Genomic DNA, 17,030 nt, shown 5'->3' with positions numbered 1-17,030 from the left:
GAATGGGTAAAGATGTTGGAAGGCAAGGCGATACAAAGTATGAGTCGCCGAGGGAATTGCTATGATAATGCGGTGATTGAAAGCTTTTTTGCGATATTAAAATCTGAGTGTTTTTACTCACGCACTTATACTTCGATTGCCGAATTACAGGCGGAAATTGAAGAATATTTGGTGTATTACAACCAAGAACGAATTAAACTTGATTTAAAAGGATTAAGCCCGGTGCAATACCGAGCTCAATATTTAAGTTAACTAACCTGTCCAACTTTTGGGGGGCAGATCAAAGTGCGGTCAAAATTTTTAGTGATTTTACATCACGAGACACTGTCACGAATATAGCTTAAAACACGCTGAAGAAATTTAGCGTGTTTTTTTATAATTATGTATTTTAAAAATTCAGCATATGAACCTGATAATTATCTCAGAATTCACGTAGCGCAATTTATTCTAAAGATAAGGAAAATTTTGTAGTAAAAATATAGCGTTAAAATAAGGTTATAACTTCCTTATAAGGCTTATTTCTATTGTCTTAGTATTGTTGAATACTCTTTGGCTGTTCCCGCTTGTTATTCACGTTCAACTATACAAAGAGGCTCAAAACCTCAAAATAGTCCTAATGCTTTAAAGACCAGTTGTAAATTGATTAGTTATGGTTCCGGTTATAAAAAATGTAAACAGCCTGATGGTGATGAAGATTTGACTACTATTGAATCTGATGATACGGGTTTAACTATCCATCATGGCAAATCACAAGATAACTTTTTTCATGATGGTTGGTGGACTTGGGACGAGCAATTTTCTTTTGGTTCTAATTTAAAAGCTGTTTATAGAAACGCACTTTTACCGTCATTAATTAAAGCATTAAAAAATGATAATTGCGATATAGCCAATGCGATTTTAGACGCAATGCAAAATCCGAATATTGTTAAAAATGGCGATAGTGAATTTCTAGGTTTTAAAAACGGTGATGATAAATGCGCCGTTTTGCCTGATGGAAATGGCAAAGGTGATAATGATGGAGATGGTGAGGGTAAGGGTTTAGATGATATAAAAACCCCAAATCTTCAAACGCCTGATTTGGAAAGGACATTAAGGGCCGCTAAAAAAGGTTTGGATGATAGAGTCGGTTCACGTTGTAAGCTCTCCGACAATTCGCGTTAAATCAGGCTCAAAGGGCAATTTTAGCGTTGGCTCTGATGTACCTATTCTTGGCTCGGTTACTTATGATAGAAATGGTCGTCCGGTGCAGTCCATTGAATACCGCTCAAGCGGTGTAATTTTTGACATATTGCCGACGATTAAAGCCGATAATATTGATATAAAAATTCAGCAACAACTATCTAATTTTGTTAAGACGGATACAGGTGTTAATCAATCTCCGACACTTATAAAACGCGACATTGTCACAGATGTAAGTGTAAAAAATGGCGATGTGATTGTTCTTGGTGGTCTGGCTGAAAATAAAATAACGGAAGGTGAAACAGGTTTTTCATTTCTTCCTAAAGGTTTTTTAACGGGAAAATCCAAAAATGATACTAAGACAGATATAGTGATTTTACTCCAAGTGAAACTTGTCTAACTATTTTCCGCTTGCGGAAAATGCAGGGCGAAGGCTTGCAGCCCGGTAAACCATGCTCGATGTTATTCGGGCATTTTTATTTTTTGCGCGTACCTAAATTTAATCGAGAAATGAAAATTTCCCGCCCCTGCAAATACCTCTAAAGCCACGTAATAACTGCTGATTAGATAATGCGAAACGCGCTTGAATTTATGCTTACATTTTTAAATAAGTCTTGATAAATCAATATTTATTGATTTTACAAGGCTTTATTTCTTCAGTTTCCATCACGTTTAACCAGTAAGATTGACCTGTGAATAACTCTGTGTTTTTATTAATCCGTAGCGTTTGTTAACGAAGTCACTAACTTCGCATAATTTATATTATGTTAAATAAAATAAATGGTAAGTCACTTCTGGGAATTTGAGGTTTGCTCTCTTTAAAAATGACTGGGTAACAAAATTTATTTCTTGAATATTTGATTTTTTGAGCGTTTATGATGATGAGATATTCGTGAGTTTTTAGAGGTAGGTGAAAATACTTCTCTAGCTGAATCTAGGTTTATAAAAATCGACTGATATTCATAGAGGGTTTTTATCGTTATGTACATCCTTCCGTTTCCATTAAATAATCTCTTAACAATTTAGTTACAATTGAGAATTTATTTCAGTAACACTACTTAAATGAGAATTGTTGTTATTATAAAATTCATTTTAAATTAAACACTTACTAAGATATTTTATGAGAATTTGATTGACTATTCTCAATAAGGTGAATAAAATGCGCACAACAAATTAAGTTGTATTGCGATCTATTAACAAATTAAGGAAAGGAGTTGGTTATGCTTAGTAAAGTGATTACAGCAAAATTAAATGAGCAAATTAATCTGGAGTTTTACTCATCAAATGTTTATTTGCAAATGAGTGCGTGGTGTTATAAGCAAGGTTATGAAGGTGCTGCGGCATTTTTACTTCGCCATGCAGATGAAGAGTTGGAGCATATGCAAAAGTTATTCACTTATGTGAGCGAAACCAGCGGTATGCCATTATTAGGTAAAATTAAAGCCCCTAAACATGACTATGCGTCATTAAAAGAAGTTTTCGAGATTACCCTTGAGCATGAAAAGTTAGTTACGTCTAAAATTAATGAATTAGTGGAATGTACCTTTGCCGAAAAAGATTACTCTAGTTTTAACTTTTTACAATGGTATGTTGCGGAACAACATGAAGAAGAAAAATTGTTCAATAGCATTGTGGACAAATTTAAACTTCTTGGCGAAAGCGGCACTGCCCTTTACTACATTGATCGTGATTTAAAAACGTTATAAAAGAGGAGAAATAAAATGTTATCAAATGATGTGGTTAAACTATTAAACGACCAAATGAATTTAGAGTTTTATTCTTCTAATTTATATTTACAAATGAGCGCCTGGTGTGAACAACAAGGCTTAGAAGGCGCGGCAAAATTCTTATCTGCACACGCAGCTGAAGAAATGCAACATATGCGTAAACTGTTCACTTATTTAAATGAAACCGGCGCATTGGCTGTCATTACTGCAATTGATGAACCGCCACACCAATTCGCTTCGTTAAAACAAGTACTTGAATTAACATACGAACATGAAAAATTGATTACTGCCAAAATCAATGAATTGGTTGGTAGAACATTTGAAGAGAAGGACTACTCTGCTTTTAACTTCTTACAATGGTACGTTGAAGAACAGCACGAAGAAGAAAAATTATTCAGCGGAATTTTGGATAAACTGAATCTTCTTGGCGAAGATGGAAAAGGTTTATTCCTTGTTGATAAAGATTTAGGCGCTTTAGCAGAAAGCAACTAGTCCGGTTTAAATAAAAGGCTAAGTCACATTGATTTAGCCTTTCTTTTTCTCATTCCAAAACTTAATTTTTATTCTCAGAAAGTGCGGTGTTTTTTTCAAGTGTTTTTGCCGGTGGTTGACCTGTTCCACTGGCTTCATAATAAAACGTGCGATAAAAAAATGCGGTAAGCAGGACTATCAGCATAATGAGAATTTGAATTAAGCGTTTCTTAGTCAGTTTTTCAGCAGCCATATATCCTCACTTATGTTTATACTTCTTAAATTAATGAATTAGTGGTACTATTGAGCTAGATCAATTTTACACGATTTTTTTCAATTTTTCTGTAATTTGGGGCATAAATGAAAATTTTAGCGACAGAAACAAAATTAGGACGTCGAGTTCAATCCGGGGGGTGTGCCATTCATTGCCAAAATTGTAGCATTAGCCAGCTATGTATTCCTTTTACTTTGAATGAACACGAATTAGATCAGTTAGATAATATTATTGAACGTAAAAAACCTATACAGAAATCCCAAGTACTTTTTAAAGCGGGCGATGAGCTGACCTCACTCTACGCTATCCGTTCCGGCACAATCAAATCTTATACCATTAGCGAAACAGGCGAAGAACAAATTACCTCTTTTCATTTACCGGGCGATTTGGTGGGGTTCGATGCCATTATGAATATGCAACATCCGAGTTTTGCTCAAGCGTTAGAAACGGCAATGGTATGTGAAATTCCGTTCGATATTTTGGATGATTTATCCGGCAAAATGCCTAAACTGCGCCAGCAAATTATGCGTTTAATGAGTAATGAAATTAAAAGTGATCAGGAAATGATTTTATTACTCTCTAAAATGAATGCAGAAGAACGTCTTGCCGCATTTATTTATAACTTATCTCAACGCTACTCCGCCCGAGGTTTTTCTGCCAGGGAATTCCGCTTAACCATGACTCGTGGTGATATCGGCAATTATCTCGGTTTAACCGTCGAAACTATCAGTCGTTTACTCGGTCGCTTCCAAAAACTTGGTGTATTATCGGTTCAAGGAAAATACATTACGATTAATAATATGGCGGAATTAATCGAACTATCCGGTACCAACAAAAACAAAATTCAACTGATTATTTAGTCCGTTCATTCTTCCGGTGTAATATAAAATATTGCATCGGATCACCTTTTTAAACTGCCTGCCTTGTTATTTATTCAATAATGTTCTACCCTATTATACCAATAAATGGAGGTTGTATATGAAATTCAATAAGATACTGGTGGTTTTAAACCCCGAAAATGACAAACAATATGCCCTTGCCAGAGCAGTTCGTCTGGCGCAAGAACAAAAAAGCCCATCTCCTGTCAAAATTACCCTTTTCCTCGCAATTTACGATTTATCTTATGAAATGTCGGCGTTACTTTCTTCGGAAGAACGCTCCGAAATGCATAACAACGTTATTGAACAGCGTAAATTAGCTATCTGGCCTTATATTGAAAAATATGCTTCTGATGGCATTGAATTTGCTACTACCGTTGTTTGGAACAGCAATGAAGCGGAAGCCATCACAACGGAAGTTGAAACGCAAGGCTATGATTTGGTCGTGAAATATACGAAAGCTGAAGAAAGCTTGAAATCGCTTATTGTTACACCTGTAGATTGGCAATTATTACGCAAATGCCCGGTACCGATTTTAGTAGTAAAAGACGGTGACTGGAAACATCAGCGTCGGATTTTAGTTGCCGTGAACGTATCTGATGATGAAAATGAAGCCCATAGTTCTTTTAATGATGAACTGGTTTCATTAAGTATGGATTTAGCTGATTCTTTAGATCGTGGCAATATTCATCTTGTCACAGCCTATCCACCGACACCGATTAATATGGTAATTGATTTGCCGGAATTCAGTTCAGGTGAATATAGCAGCGGTTTGCGTGGACAATATTTAATCAATATGAAGGCGCTGCGTCAGAAATATGGCATCAGTGAGGATCACACTCATGTACTTGAAGGCTTCCCGGAAGATGTCATCCCTCAGGTCGCAGAGAGAATTGAAGCCGAATTAGTGATTTTGGGTACTATTGGTAGAACCGGGCTTTCAGCTGCCTTTTTAGGCAATACGGCAGAACATGTAATTAGTAAGCTTAACTCCAATTTGCTGGCGATTAAGCCGTCAAAGAACAATGATTAATTTAAAAATTTAGGCGTAGCGGGCATTTTTGTATTGACTATGCCCTCTTTTTGCTTTACTTTTTTTCCTTCAAAAAATTACTTTCTATTAATTCAACATAACTTATTTAACTCAGAAGGAAAAACAATGAAAAAATCATTACTAATTACACTATTAGGATTAAGTAGTTTAACACAAGCGCATGATCTATGGGTGACCGCACCGTCCCATATTAGTGCGGAAGATATATTAAAAGCAGATTTAGGATACGGACATCATTTCCCATATGCAGAAAAAATTGCTGATGATCGACTGCATTTTTTTGCACCACTTGAATTAACCGATAAAAACGGAAATACCACCGAATTGAAGCAACAAGGCGAAAATTATCAATACACCGCTGAAAAACCGTTGGCAGAGGGTTCTTATTGGGTCTCAGCTACCTATAAACCGATTTTCTGGTCACAAAATGCTAAAGGCTGGAAACAAGAAAATATGCAACAAATGAAAGATGCTACCTACTGTGAGCAAACTCAAATGTTTGGTAAAAGTTTGGTTACTGTCGGTGGCAAAATAGATTCGACAATTTATAAAGAAAAATTAGGGCAAGAGTTAGAAATTGTACCACTAAAAAGTCCCGCAGAACTCAAAGCTGGTGAAGTTTTCCCGTTACAAATTTTTTATAAAGGTAAGCCATTAGCCGGCGAGGTTGTTATTGCAACAGCTGACACCGTGCTAGTTAAAGATATTGAATCAGCGGAAGACCACCGTGAAGTACAAGGTTTTTCGAGTAAAACGGACAAAGATGGCAAAGTTAATTTCTTACCGTTAGTTGAAGGTTTATGGAAAGTAAAAGTTATACACAAGATTCCGTTTGGTGACCCTAAAGTGTGTCAACATTCGGCAAATTACGCGACGCTGGTATTGCCGGTGGGAGAAAAACGCGCGGAATATAAACCTCACGAACATCACCACCATCACTAATTTCTTTTATCAATAAAAAGTGCGGTTAAAAATTTAATTGTTTTTTTAACCGCACTTTTTAAGAAGCATGAACGAAAATCTGTTTTATTTCTTTCGCTCTACCCACTTCCCATCAACAAAATCCACTATCCATTTTGTCGCCTTGCCATTCTTTTCGGAGGTGACATATTGACGTTTTTCTTTACGACTAAAGCGAATGATGGCTTCACTGCCTTCCGGATCCGTTTGTGGTGCGTCAGCCAGATAGCTTAATTTTTCCGGCAGCCGCTCACGATATAACGCCAATTCCGCCACTTTAGGTGCACGGGTTTCACGGGATTTCGGGAAATTATGCGCGGACATAAACACCCCGCCCGCGCCATCTCGCAAGACGAAATAAGCATCGGATTTTTCGCATTTTAATTCCGGGAAATGAATCGGTTCTTCTTTCGGTGGCGCCACTTCGCCGTTTTTCAGAATTTTGCGCGTATTATCGCATTGTGTACACGCCATATACTTACCGAAGCGCCCCAGTTTAAGGTGCATATCACCGCCGCATTTATCGCATTCAACGATTGGGCCGTCATAACCTTTAATCTTAAACTTACCTTCTTCGACTAAATAGCCGTCACAATTCGGGTTATTGCCGCAAATATGTAGTTTTCGATGAGGATCGATAATATAACTGTCCATCGCCGTACCGCATTTCGGGCAGCGTTTACGTTCCATTAGCGCTTTGGTTTCCGACGCGTCGTCCAACACATTTAATAGTTCCGCTTCAGGAACCAGGTTAATGGTGGTTTTGCAACGTGCTTTCGGTGGTAAGGCATAGCCGGTGCAGCCTAAGAATACGCCTGTACTGGCGGTTCTGATCGCCATATTGCGACCGCAAGTCGGGCAACAAATATCCGTCTCAACCAAATTATTCGGGCGCATACCGCCCTCCAATTCATCTAATTCCGCTTTGGTCAATTGGGTCGAGAAGTCTTTGAAGAATTGGTTTAATTCGGTTTTCCAGTTTTTATCCCCGGAAGCAATTTGGTCCAGTACGTCTTCCATATTAGCGGTGAAATCGTAGTTCATTAAATCGGCGAAAGACTGATTCAACCGATCCGTTACGATTTCCCCCATTTTTTCCGCATAGAAACGACGATTTTCGGTGCGTACATAACCGCGTTCCTGAATTGTAGAGATAATCGCTGCATAAGTGGAAGGACGGCCGATACCACGTTTTTCCAATTCTTTTACCAACGCTGCTTCAGAGAAACGTGCCGGCGGTTTGGTGAAATATTGCTGCGGTTGCACTTCCGACAAGTTAAGTTTATCGTTAACGGAAACCGCCGGTAACGCCTGATCTTCTGCAGATTTACTTTGTTGCAGTAACACTTTGGTCCAACCGTCAAAACGTAAAATGCGCCCTTTCGCGGTTAAACTGTAATCCCCCGCTGTTACGGTTAATGTTGTGCTGTCATATTGTGCCGCAGGCATTTGACATGCCACAAATTGACGCCAGATTAAATCATATAAACGCACCGCGTCTTTTTCCATGCCCGCTAAGTCATCCAAGCCCACATTGATATCGGACGGACGAATAGCTTCATGGGCTTCCTGCGCATTTTCTTTGCTGGAATAAAAATTCGGTTTTGCCGGCAAATAGGTTTGACCGTACTGTTTTTCAATGTAGCCGCGTACCATATTCAGCGCATCCTGGCTTAAATTGGTGGAGTCGGTACGCATATAAGTGATGTAACCGGCTTCATACAAACGTTGCGCCAACATCATGGTTTTTTTCACACCGAAGCCTAAACGGGTGCTAGCGGTTTGTTGTAAGGTTGAGGTAATAAACGGCGCTCTTGGGCGGGAACTGGTCGGCTTGGTTTCCAAATCGGAAATCACATAGTCGGATTTACTTAAAAAATCCACCGCACTTTGCGCCTGCTCGGCATTTTTCGGCTCGAATTTCTTACCTTTAAATTGAACCACATCCAAGCGAATTTCATCGCCTTTCGGTGTATTGGTGAGCACGGAGACTTCCCAATATTCCTGTGGCACGAAAGCCTTAATTTCACGTTCACGCTCAACGATTAACTTCACCGCCACCGATTGCACACGACCGGCAGATAAACCGCGCGCCACTTTTTTCCAAAGTAACGGTGAGACCATAAAGCCTACCACGCGGTCCAAAAAGCGGCGGGTTTGCTGTGCGTTAACGCGATCCATATTCAAATGTTCGGGGTGTTCAAAGGCTTGTTTAATGGCGTTTTTGGTAATTTCATTAAACACCACGCGGCTATAACGTTCATCATCGCCGCCGATGACTTCACGCAAATGCCAGGCAATCGCCTCTCCTTCTCTATCCAAATCGGTGGCGAGGTAAATATGATCAACTTTTTTTGCGAGAGATTTCAGTTCGGCAACCACTTTTTCTTTGCCGGGGAGAATCTGATAGTTGGCTTTCCAACTGTGATAAGGGTCAATGCCCATGCGTTTGACTAAAGCTTCCTGTTCTTTTTTGTGTTTTATCGCCTGTTTTTCTTCCGCACTGAGCCCTTTGGTGGAAATGGCTTTGGCTTTTTCTCCAGTGGAGGAACCCACGGTTGGCAAATCGCGAATATGCCCCACGCTGGATTTCACTACATAATTGTTTCCTAAATATTTATTAATGGTTTTCGCCTTTGCCGGCGACTCCACAATAACTAAGGATTTACTCATTATTATTACCTAATTTCAATTAATCTGTGTAAAATTGCCCGCTATATTGCTGACTATCTTTAAGCAGGTCAACTACTTTTTTCCAAACGGCGCAATAAATGGACAAACTCAACGCAATTTAGATAAAATTTGGTGGCGAAGGTCAAAGCCTTTATTGACTCATCAGCCAGCTGGATTTGTGCAGGGTAACACCTTAAAGTGCGGTCGTTTTACAAGGTATTTTTAATGGACTGCTGTTCAGGCAAGGTCATTTTTTATATTTAAGACAAAAGGAATGTGTTCCGGCAGCGGTTTTAGTTTTCCTAGTTCCACCCACGCGCAAGGAAAGTGAAAATCCGATCCCATCGAACCCGCCAATTGGTGTTCCTCAGCCAGTTTTACCAGCAATTGAAATTGATCGGGACGTTGCCCGCAACCGGAAATTTCCATGGCATCACCGCCCCAACTTTTAAAATTCTCCGCTAGTTTTCGCACCCATTTCATAGTCATGGTGTAACGCAACGGATGCGCCAACACGGCAGCGCCACCGGCTTGGTGAATAATGTCAATGGTGGTTGGAATGTCCGCCCATTGCGGCTTCACATAAGCAGACTTGCCCTGTCCCAAATAACGTTTAAAGGCTTGCCCGTCGTTAGAGACTTTGCCGATTTGCACTAAATGACGCGCATAATGCGCTCTGGTGACTTCGCCTTCACCGGCTAGTTTTCTGGCTTCTGCGTAAGCAAATCGTATTTTGTCATGTTGATATGCCCCCTATTTAATCGCCTCAACTAATGTTTTCACCAATTTCGGTCCGTGGTAAATCAATCCTGAATACACTTGCAAAAGCTCGGCGCCCGCCCGGATTTTTTCTTGTGCGTTTTGTACACCGTCAATGCCGCCACTGCCGATAATTGGGATTTGTCCTTTTAGTTCCTGATGTAATCGGGCGATAATTACCGTGCTTTTATGTTGTAGCGGTTTTCCGCTTAATCCGCCCTGCTGTTCGGCATTTTTTAAATTTGTGACGTTGTCGCGAGAAATTGTCGTATTGGTGGCAATCACGCCGTCCATTTTATGACGTAATAACGTATCGGCAATTTGAACCAGCTCCGCTTCCGTTAAATCCGGGGCGATTTTCACCGCAATAGGTACATATTTTTGATATTGTTCCGCCAGCGCTTGTTGGCGTCTTTTAATGCTTTGCAGCAAATCATCAAAATAATCGCCGTATTGTAATTGACGTAAATCCGGCGTATTCGGCGAAGAAATATTTACGGTGATGTAGCCCGCATAGTTATAGGCTTTATTGAGGCAAATGATGTAATCATCCTTGCCTTGTTCTAATGGCGTTAGCTTATTTTTACCGATATTAATGCCAAGCACACCGTCGTATTTGGCTTTTTTCACGTTTTCTATGAGATGATCGATACCATAATTATTGAAACCGTTGCGATTAATAATACCCTCCGCTTCAATTAAACGGAATTGACGCGGCTTTGCATTGCCCTCTTGCGCTAAAGGCGTGACGGTGCCCACTTCAATAAAACCGAATCCCATGGCGCCGAAACCATCAATGGCTTCGCCGTTTTTATCTGCGCCCGCCGCCAAGCCGATAGGGTTTTTAAACGTAATACCCATGACGGTTTTCGGCGTACCCGACGGGCAATTTAAAAGCTGTTTTAACAGAAAATGTAACGGCGGATAGGCTGCCAAAGCAAGGGTTTTTATGGCTAGGTTATGGGCATTTTCGGCATCAAGGGCGAAAATCCCTTTACGAATCAAAGAATACATACTCGTTTATCTCTCCGGATAGTTAACTGTGGAATGAAAAAGTGCGGTCAAAATTAACCGCACTTTTTGATATTACTGTAATGCTTTTTCGATTTTCTCGTACAAATCGCGGGATAAATCTTCCGTTTCGCTGATACGTTCTAAGGCGCGTTTCATCAACGTTTGGCGTTGCGCATCATAACGGACAAAACGAATTAACGGTTCAATTAAGCGAGAAGCTACTTGCGGGTTGCTTTTATTCAGTTTAATCAAAATATCCGTTAAGAAACGATAGCCGGAACCGTCAATGGCATGGAAGGCTTTTAAATTTTGCCCTGCGAATGTGCCGACTAACGAACGTACACGATTCGGATTATTGAAATTGAAGCTCGGGTGCTCCATTAACTGCATCACATTGTTCAACACATTTTCTTCCGGGCGGCTGGCTTGCAAAGCAAACCATTTGTCCATCACCAAGCCGTCTTGTTGCCATTTTTGTTCAAAATCCGCCAACAGATTATCGCGGTAAGGCAATTTGGCTTGCGTTGCAGCGGTTAACGCCGCAAGCGTGTCGGTCATATTGTTGGAATAGGAATAATGTTTATTCACCAGGTTATTGCCCATATTGGTGTAAGCCAGATAGCTCAAACAAACGTTGCGCAGTTTGCGTAAAGCAATGTCCTGACGCTCAATTTTATATTCATCCAAGCGAATTTGATTGTAGGTTTTAAACAATAATTCCTGCAGATTTTCGGCAATGGCACGCGCCATGAATTCACGCACGGCGCTGATGGTATCCGGGTCAATGGTTTTAAATAATTCGGCGAACTCGGTTGCTTTCGGCAAGGTTAAAATCAAACTGGTTAACTCAATATCTTTTTGATAATTCGTAAGAATTTGCTGTAGCACCGCAATCGTTTCGGCAGATAAATCTAACTCAATGCCCTGCTGATAGTTACTTACGTTACGTCGTAACTCTGCGTTAAGTAACATTTGCACCGCATCCCAGCGAATAAACCCGTTTTCAGCAAATTTTACCAAAGTAATCAGCTGGCTGGTTTTGTAATCATAATCCAATTTCACCGGTGCGGAGAAATCAGACAACAAGGCAGGCACCGGTTTGGTGTAAATATTGTGGAATTCAAACGTTTGGTCTTTTTGGGTAATGTTCAACACATTATCCACCACACCTTCGGAATCATATAAGGTTTGCGCGACGCCGTTTTCGTCATACAACGCAATTTTCAACGGAATATGTAAATTCACTTTTTCCATTTGGTCGGCGGTCGGTGGAGTTAATTGAGAAACCTGCAATTGATACACATGATTTTTCTCGTCATAACGATCGCTGATGGTCAATTCAGGCGTACCGGATTGGCTGTACCAACGGCGAAATTGGGTTAAATCCAACTCATTGGCACGTTCCATCGCAGAAACAAAATCTTCACAGGTCGCCGCTTTGCCGTCATTTTCCGCGATGTATAACTTCATGCCTTTTTGGAAGCCTTTTTCGCCCAATAAGGTGTGCAACATACGAATGACTTCTGCGCCTTTTTCATACACGGTCACCGTATAGAAATTATTCATTTCAATCACTTTTTCCGGACGAATCGGATGTGCCATCGGGCCGGCATCCTCGGCGAATTGCACGGTGCGTAAGAATTTCACGTTATTAATGCGATTTACCGGGCGTGAGCCGGTGTCGGAGGAAAATTCCTGATCGCGAAAAACCGTCAAGCCTTCTTTTAAACTTAATTGGAACCAGTCACGACAAGTCACGCGGTTGCCCGTCCAGTTATGGAAATATTCGTGTGCGATGACGCTTTCAATGGCTAAATAATCATCATCTGTTGCGGTTTGCGGATTGGCAAGCACATATTTGTCATTAAAGATATTTAACCCTTTATTTTCCATTGCGCCCATGTTGAAGAAATCCACGGCGACAATCATGTAAATATCCAGGTCGTATTCCAAACCAAAACGGTCTTCATCCCATTTCATGGCGCGTTTCAGGCTTTGCATCGCCCAATCGGCACGGTCTAAATTGCCGCGATTGACATACAATTCCAATGCCACTTCCCGCCCACTTTTGGTCACGAATTTGTCTTGCAGAACATCAAAACCCCCTGCCACTAAGGCAAATAAATAACTCGGTTTCGGGAAGGGATCATTCCACTCCACCCAATGACGTCCATCATCCAAGTCACCACCGGCAATGCGATTGCCGTTAGAAAGCAAATACGGATATTTGGCTTTGTCCGCCGTGATTTTAGTGGTGTAACGCGCCAACACATCGGGGCGGTCTAACATATAAGTAATCTGACGAAATCCTTCCGCTTCGCATTGGGTACAAAATGCGTCGCCGGATTGATACAAGCCCTGTAAAGACGTATTGGCGGCAGGATTTAAAACGGTGGTAATTTCCAGTTCAAATTGCTCTGCAGCCACTTGAACCAAGTCCAAAGTTAAACTTTCGTGATCCTGCTGATATTGTGAAAACGGTTTGCCGTTTAATTTGATGGAGGAAAATTGAAAATCATGTCCGTCTAAACGCAATGTGGTGCTTTTTTCGTTAAGACGTTGATATTTACTTGTGGCAACAACGATGGTTTTTTCCGGTTCTAATTGAAAATCAAGATAAATATCGGTGACGGTGAAATCGGGGGTTTGGTAATCTTTTCTGTATTTGGCTTTAGCGTACATAAAACGACCTAATTCTAAGGGCTAAAAATTGCCGTTAAGGATATGATTTTTAGCGCTAAGTTGCAAATAGATTTTCTTCCGCAACCTTATCCAAACGTTTGTGTAAATATTATTTCCTAAAACCGGCAAAGCCTCTGAAATCCCTGTGTTTAAATAACCTAAATACGCTGTGTAAAACACCGAAAAGACTGACCGCACTTTAGCTGATGCGATCAAAGTGCGGTTTATTTCTAAGGTATTTTATAACCTCGCTACCTTCTTCAACTATCAGATAAATTATTCCTTGAATTGCCCAAAATTATCAACCCGGTTTGCAATGGGCAAAAATAAATTAAGTTAAATGGCTGACGACAGCTTGTCAAAACCCTGCCGTGGCAGTATAAATAAGCAGATTTTTACACAACATCTCGAGGATTATTCTATGTTTGAAAATATTGTTGCCGCTCCGGCAGATCCGATTTTAGGTTTAGGCGAAGCATTCAAAGCGGAGACCCGCGCTAACAAAATCAATTTAGGCATTGGCGTATATAAAGACGCAAAAGGCAATACGCCTATCGTAAAAGCGGTAAAAGAAGCGGAAAAACGCTTGTTAGAACAAGAAAATACCAAAAACTACCTGCCGATTGACGGCGTTGCCGATTTCAACGCACGCACCAAAGAACTCTTATTCGGCGCCGATTCCGACATCGTGAAAAATAACCGTGCCAGAACCGTGCAAAGTTTAGGCGGAACCGGCGCATTACGCATTGCAGCGGAATTTATTAAACGTCAAACTAAAGCACAAAATGTTTGGATCAGCACGCCGACCTGGCCGAATCACAACGCCATTTTTAATGCCGTGGGCATGACCATTCGCGAATACCGTTATTACAACCCGCAAACCAAAGCCTTGGATTGGGATAATTTAATCGCCGATTTAAGCCAGGCCGGTGAAGGCGATGTGGTGTTATTCCACGGTTGCTGCCACAACCCGACCGGTATCGACCCGACCCCCGAACAATGGAATAAATTGGCGGAAATGTCGGAGAAAAAAGGCTGGCTACCTTTATTCGATTTTGCTTATCAAGGTTTCGCTAACGGCTTGCAGGAAGATGCTTACGGCTTACGCGCCTTTGCAAAAAATCACAAAGAACTCTTGGTAGCAAGCTCTTTCTCGAAAAACTTCGGGTTATATAATGAGCGTGTAGGGGCTTTCACCGTCGTAGCGGAAAACGCCGACATCGCCGCAACGGCATTGACCCAAGTGAAAATCATCGTCCGCACCCTCTACTCCAACCCGTCGGCACACGGTGCCACCGCCGTCGCCTTGGTGTTAAACGACGCGCAATTACGCCGCGATTGGGAAAATGAATTAACCGAAATGCGCGATCGCATTAAACAAATGCGTCACCTTTTCGTGCAGTTATTGAAAGAATACGGCGCGCAACAAGATTTTGGTTTTATCATCAATCAAAACGGTATGTTCTCTTTCAGCGGCTTAACCGCTGAACAGGTTGACCGTCTGAAAAACGAATTCGCCATTTACGCCGTGCGTTCCGGACGCATTAACGTTGCCGGCATTACCGAAGGTAACATTCGTTACCTCTGCGAAAGCATTGTAAAAGTGTTGTAATTTTTAACCGCACTTTTATGAGAGAAGTGCGGTCGTCTTTTAAAGTGTTTTTACACCTCTTGAACCATAAACATATCAAACACCGAATTCACATTTTCTATCAGTGCCTCCACCTGTGGCATTTCGCCCTTTTCAATAATATATTTCATTATGCCTAGCGTCATGGTAGCGAACAGGTGACCTTGAAAATCCAAATCTGCATTTTGGGAGATTTGTGCCTTTTCAGTTTTCAAATGTTCAACATATTTTTCTTTAACCATTTTATGAATGTCGTTATATAAATGAATTTTCGGTGTTTCGATTTGACCGATCAGGTAAATCAGTTGGTGATGTTGTTCAAAAAGCGGTTGGACGCTATGAATAAATTCCTTTGTCGGCACGGAAAAACGCTGTTTTAATCGTTCCGCCACCAAGGCTTTGAGCTCTTCCACCAGCATTTTCGCCACGGCGTTTTTATTGGCGAAATGCTTATAAAAGGTATATTGGCGAAATGCTTATAAAAGGTAGAACGGTTAATTTTCGTCAGATCCAAAATATCCTGTACCGTCATGGCTTCAAAGCCTTTTTCTGCCAACAATGTCAAAAACGCATCACGAATAAGTCTATCGGTTCGAAGCACCCGAACATCCTGATTATTCATCATCTCTCCTTAAATTTACCGAATTAAGCAACAAATTACGCCTTTTTGTAGGGTTAAGCAACAAAACGTTGCCTCTTGGTGGTTGAGTGGTTTTTACCCGATCTCTATAATCATTCGCATAAACCGCGTTAAAGTAAGGATACAGAGATGAAAGCAAAATATTTCGTGTTCGGTTTCATTATTATCGGTGCCGTCGGTTTCGCCATTTGGAAAAACAGGCAATTACAGGCCAGTGAACTGAACGGCATTGCGGCAGTTAACGGACGTTTGGAATTAAAACGGCTGGACATTGCCACCCTTTATCCCGGCCGTGTAGAAGAAATTTTGGTGCAGGAAGGTAATGAAGTAAAACGCAATCAACCACTGGCACGGCTTTCTTCCAGCATTTCGCAAGCGCAGGTTTCCGCCGCACAGGCACAAAAGAAACGGGCGGAAGAATCCGTTGCCCGCGCCCTATCAGAAATTGATGCCCGCCAACAACAAGTCAACGTAACGAAATTGGAATTGAATAACGCACAAAAATTGCGCCTCGATAATCTGATTTCAAGCAGCGAATTAGAACGCCGTCAAGCCGCTTATAAGGCGTCACTCGCTGCCGTGAACACCACGCAAGCCGCCGTCGCACAGGCGCAAGCGCAGTTAGAACAAGCGCAATCGCAAAATACCGATATGCTGATTAAAGCGCCGAAAGACGGACGGGTGGAATATCAAATTGCGGAAGTAGGCAATGTTCTCGGTGCCGGTGGCAAAGTGGTCAGTTTGCTCGATCCGACGGATACCTATATCAATGTTTTCCTCACTGCGCCACAAATGAATCAGCTAAAATTGGGGGATGAGGCCCGCATCGTGATTGATGGCATGGATGCCGTTTTCCCCGCCAACATTACGTTCATCGCCAATAACGCGCAATTCACCCCCAAATCCGTGGAAACCACGGAAGAACGCGCCAAATTGATGTTTAAGGTGAAATTGCAGCTTCCCGTGGATATTGCACTGAAATATAAGCTTTTATTAAAAGGCGGCATGACGGGGCTGGGCTATGTGAAATACGATCAGCAGGCGCAATGGCCGGCACAGTTAAACGTGAGACTTCCGCAGGGTGAATAG

General features: G+C 41.3%; 15 protein-coding genes and 2 pseudogenes. 10 read left to right on the top strand and 7 right to left on the bottom strand.

The window, feature by feature from the left end; genetic code table 11:
- The 5 genes and pseudogenes from A3CS_RS0105485 to ftnA (A3CS_RS0105465) all read left to right on the top strand — a co-directional run.
- A partial coding sequence (locus A3CS_RS0105485; protein ID WP_019518283.1) for an IS3 family transposase occupies positions 1-252 on the top strand: 252 nt, incomplete at its 5' end.
- Positions 253-549: 297 nt separating this feature from the next.
- Complete coding sequence (locus A3CS_RS0105480) at positions 550-1,161, top strand: hypothetical protein (protein ID WP_005544699.1); 612 nt, start codon at positions 550-552, stop codon at positions 1,159-1,161.
- Positions 1,130-1,579: pseudogene (locus A3CS_RS01000000110930) on the top strand (type II secretion system protein GspD); the annotation flags it as partial. The gene A3CS_RS0105480 and the pseudogene A3CS_RS01000000110930, both read left to right, overlap by 32 nt.
- 820 nt (positions 1,580-2,399) lie before the next feature.
- Positions 2,400-2,885 carry a non-heme ferritin gene (gene ftnA, locus A3CS_RS0105470; protein WP_005544704.1) on the top strand — a complete coding sequence of 162 codons (486 nt, stop codon included), beginning with the start codon at positions 2,400-2,402 and terminating at the stop codon, positions 2,883-2,885.
- Between the two features lie 15 nt (positions 2,886-2,900).
- On the top strand, positions 2,901-3,398 hold the full coding sequence (ftnA, locus tag A3CS_RS0105465) for a non-heme ferritin (protein ID WP_005544705.1): 498 nt from the start codon (positions 2,901-2,903) through the stop codon (positions 3,396-3,398).
- A 61-nt stretch (positions 3,399-3,459) separates the two neighbouring features.
- Here ftnA (A3CS_RS0105465) and A3CS_RS1000000112030 read toward each other — a convergent pair whose 3' ends face one another.
- Positions 3,460-3,630, bottom strand: coding sequence for a hypothetical protein (locus A3CS_RS1000000112030; protein WP_005544707.1), 171 nt, complete (start codon positions 3,628-3,630; stop codon positions 3,460-3,462).
- 107 nt (positions 3,631-3,737) lie between these two features.
- On the opposite strand from A3CS_RS1000000112030, the gene A3CS_RS0105455 reads away from it, so the two are divergent.
- The 3 genes from A3CS_RS0105455 to A3CS_RS0105445 all read left to right on the top strand — a co-directional run bounded on the left by A3CS_RS0105455 (position 3,738) and on the right by A3CS_RS0105445 (position 6,525).
- On the top strand, positions 3,738-4,511 hold the full coding sequence (locus A3CS_RS0105455) for an FNR family transcription factor (RefSeq protein WP_005544709.1): 774 nt from the start codon (positions 3,738-3,740) through the stop codon (positions 4,509-4,511).
- Between the two features lie 118 nt (positions 4,512-4,629).
- Entirely contained in the window at positions 4,630-5,562 is a 933-nt protein-coding gene (uspE, locus tag A3CS_RS0105450) for a universal stress protein UspE (protein WP_019518303.1), read from the top strand.
- A gap of 126 nt (positions 5,563-5,688) precedes the next feature.
- Positions 5,689-6,525: a DUF4198 domain-containing protein gene (locus A3CS_RS0105445; protein WP_005568752.1), complete on the top strand. Its 837-nt coding sequence runs from the start codon at positions 5,689-5,691 to the stop codon at positions 6,523-6,525.
- 84 nt (positions 6,526-6,609) lie between these two features.
- Here A3CS_RS0105445 and topA read toward each other — a convergent pair whose 3' ends face one another.
- The 4 genes and pseudogenes from topA to pepN form a co-directional block, all read right to left on the bottom strand.
- Positions 6,610-9,216, bottom strand: a complete 2,607-nt coding sequence (gene topA / locus A3CS_RS0105440) for a type I DNA topoisomerase (RefSeq protein ID WP_005544715.1) — start codon at positions 9,214-9,216, stop codon at positions 6,610-6,612.
- 237 nt (positions 9,217-9,453) lie between these two features.
- A pseudogene (locus tag A3CS_RS01000000110925) lies at positions 9,454-9,939 on the bottom strand (PHP domain-containing protein); the annotation flags it as partial.
- 30 nt (positions 9,940-9,969) lie between these two features.
- Positions 9,970-10,989, bottom strand: coding sequence for a quinone-dependent dihydroorotate dehydrogenase (gene pyrD / locus A3CS_RS0105430; RefSeq protein WP_005574487.1), 1,020 nt, complete (start codon positions 10,987-10,989; stop codon positions 9,970-9,972).
- 72 nt (positions 10,990-11,061) lie between these two features.
- Positions 11,062-13,671 carry an aminopeptidase N gene (gene pepN, locus A3CS_RS0105425; protein WP_019518302.1) on the bottom strand — a complete coding sequence of 870 codons (2,610 nt, stop codon included), beginning with the start codon at positions 13,669-13,671 and terminating at the stop codon, positions 11,062-11,064.
- Between the two features lie 421 nt (positions 13,672-14,092).
- On the opposite strand from pepN, the gene A3CS_RS0105420 reads away from it, so the two are divergent.
- Complete coding sequence (locus A3CS_RS0105420; protein WP_005544723.1) at positions 14,093-15,283, top strand: amino acid aminotransferase; 1,191 nt, start codon at positions 14,093-14,095, stop codon at positions 15,281-15,283.
- 50 nt (positions 15,284-15,333) lie between these two features.
- Here A3CS_RS0105420 and A3CS_RS0105415 read toward each other — a convergent pair whose 3' ends face one another.
- A complete protein-coding gene (locus A3CS_RS0105415) occupies positions 15,334-15,720 on the bottom strand; it encodes a hypothetical protein (protein WP_012821006.1) in 387 nt (128 codons plus the stop codon).
- A complete protein-coding gene (locus A3CS_RS1000000112530; protein WP_231092504.1) occupies positions 15,678-15,923 on the bottom strand; it encodes a TetR/AcrR family transcriptional regulator in 246 nt (81 codons plus the stop codon). Before A3CS_RS1000000112530 ends, A3CS_RS0105415 begins: the two co-directional genes overlap by 43 nt.
- A 147-nt stretch (positions 15,924-16,070) precedes the next feature.
- Between A3CS_RS1000000112530 and A3CS_RS0105410 the strand changes: the two genes are divergently transcribed.
- Positions 16,071-17,030: an HlyD family secretion protein gene (locus A3CS_RS0105410; RefSeq protein WP_005544727.1), complete on the top strand. Its 960-nt coding sequence runs from the start codon at positions 16,071-16,073 to the stop codon at positions 17,028-17,030.

The organism is Aggregatibacter actinomycetemcomitans DSM 8324 (assembly GCF_000372365.1).
Classification (GTDB): Bacteria; Pseudomonadota; Gammaproteobacteria; order Enterobacterales; family Pasteurellaceae; genus Aggregatibacter; species Aggregatibacter actinomycetemcomitans.
This window is presented reverse-complemented; position numbering and strand designations above follow the sequence as displayed.

What these genes read in the sequence shown, in the direction of transcription:
- ftnA (WP_005544704.1), top strand. Translation starts at nt 2,400, where the DNA reads ATGCTTAGTAAAGTGATTACAGCAAAATTAAATGAGCAAATTAATCTG.
- ftnA (WP_005544705.1), top strand. Translation starts at nt 2,901, where the DNA reads ATGTTATCAAATGATGTGGTTAAACTATTAAACGACCAAATGAATTTA.
- A3CS_RS1000000112030 (WP_005544707.1), bottom strand. Translation starts at nt 3,630, where the DNA reads ATGGCTGCTGAAAAACTGACTAAGAAACGCTTAATTCAAATTCTCATT.
- A3CS_RS0105455 (WP_005544709.1), top strand. Translation starts at nt 3,738, where the DNA reads ATGAAAATTTTAGCGACAGAAACAAAATTAGGACGTCGAGTTCAATCC.
- uspE (WP_019518303.1), top strand. Translation starts at nt 4,630, where the DNA reads ATGAAATTCAATAAGATACTGGTGGTTTTAAACCCCGAAAATGACAAA.
- A3CS_RS0105445 (WP_005568752.1), top strand. Translation starts at nt 5,689, where the DNA reads ATGAAAAAATCATTACTAATTACACTATTAGGATTAAGTAGTTTAACA.
- topA (WP_005544715.1), bottom strand. Translation starts at nt 9,216, where the DNA reads ATGAGTAAATCCTTAGTTATTGTGGAGTCGCCGGCAAAGGCGAAAACC.
- pyrD (WP_005574487.1), bottom strand. Translation starts at nt 10,989, where the DNA reads ATGTATTCTTTGATTCGTAAAGGGATTTTCGCCCTTGATGCCGAAAAT.
- pepN (WP_019518302.1), bottom strand. Translation starts at nt 13,671, where the DNA reads ATGTACGCTAAAGCCAAATACAGAAAAGATTACCAAACCCCCGATTTC.
- A3CS_RS0105420 (WP_005544723.1), top strand. Translation starts at nt 14,093, where the DNA reads ATGTTTGAAAATATTGTTGCCGCTCCGGCAGATCCGATTTTAGGTTTA.
- A3CS_RS0105415 (WP_012821006.1), bottom strand. Translation starts at nt 15,720, where the DNA reads ATGCTGGTGGAAGAGCTCAAAGCCTTGGTGGCGGAACGATTAAAACAG.
- A3CS_RS1000000112530 (WP_231092504.1), bottom strand. Translation starts at nt 15,923, where the DNA reads ATGAATAATCAGGATGTTCGGGTGCTTCGAACCGATAGACTTATTCGT.
- A3CS_RS0105410 (WP_005544727.1), top strand. Translation starts at nt 16,071, where the DNA reads ATGAAAGCAAAATATTTCGTGTTCGGTTTCATTATTATCGGTGCCGTC.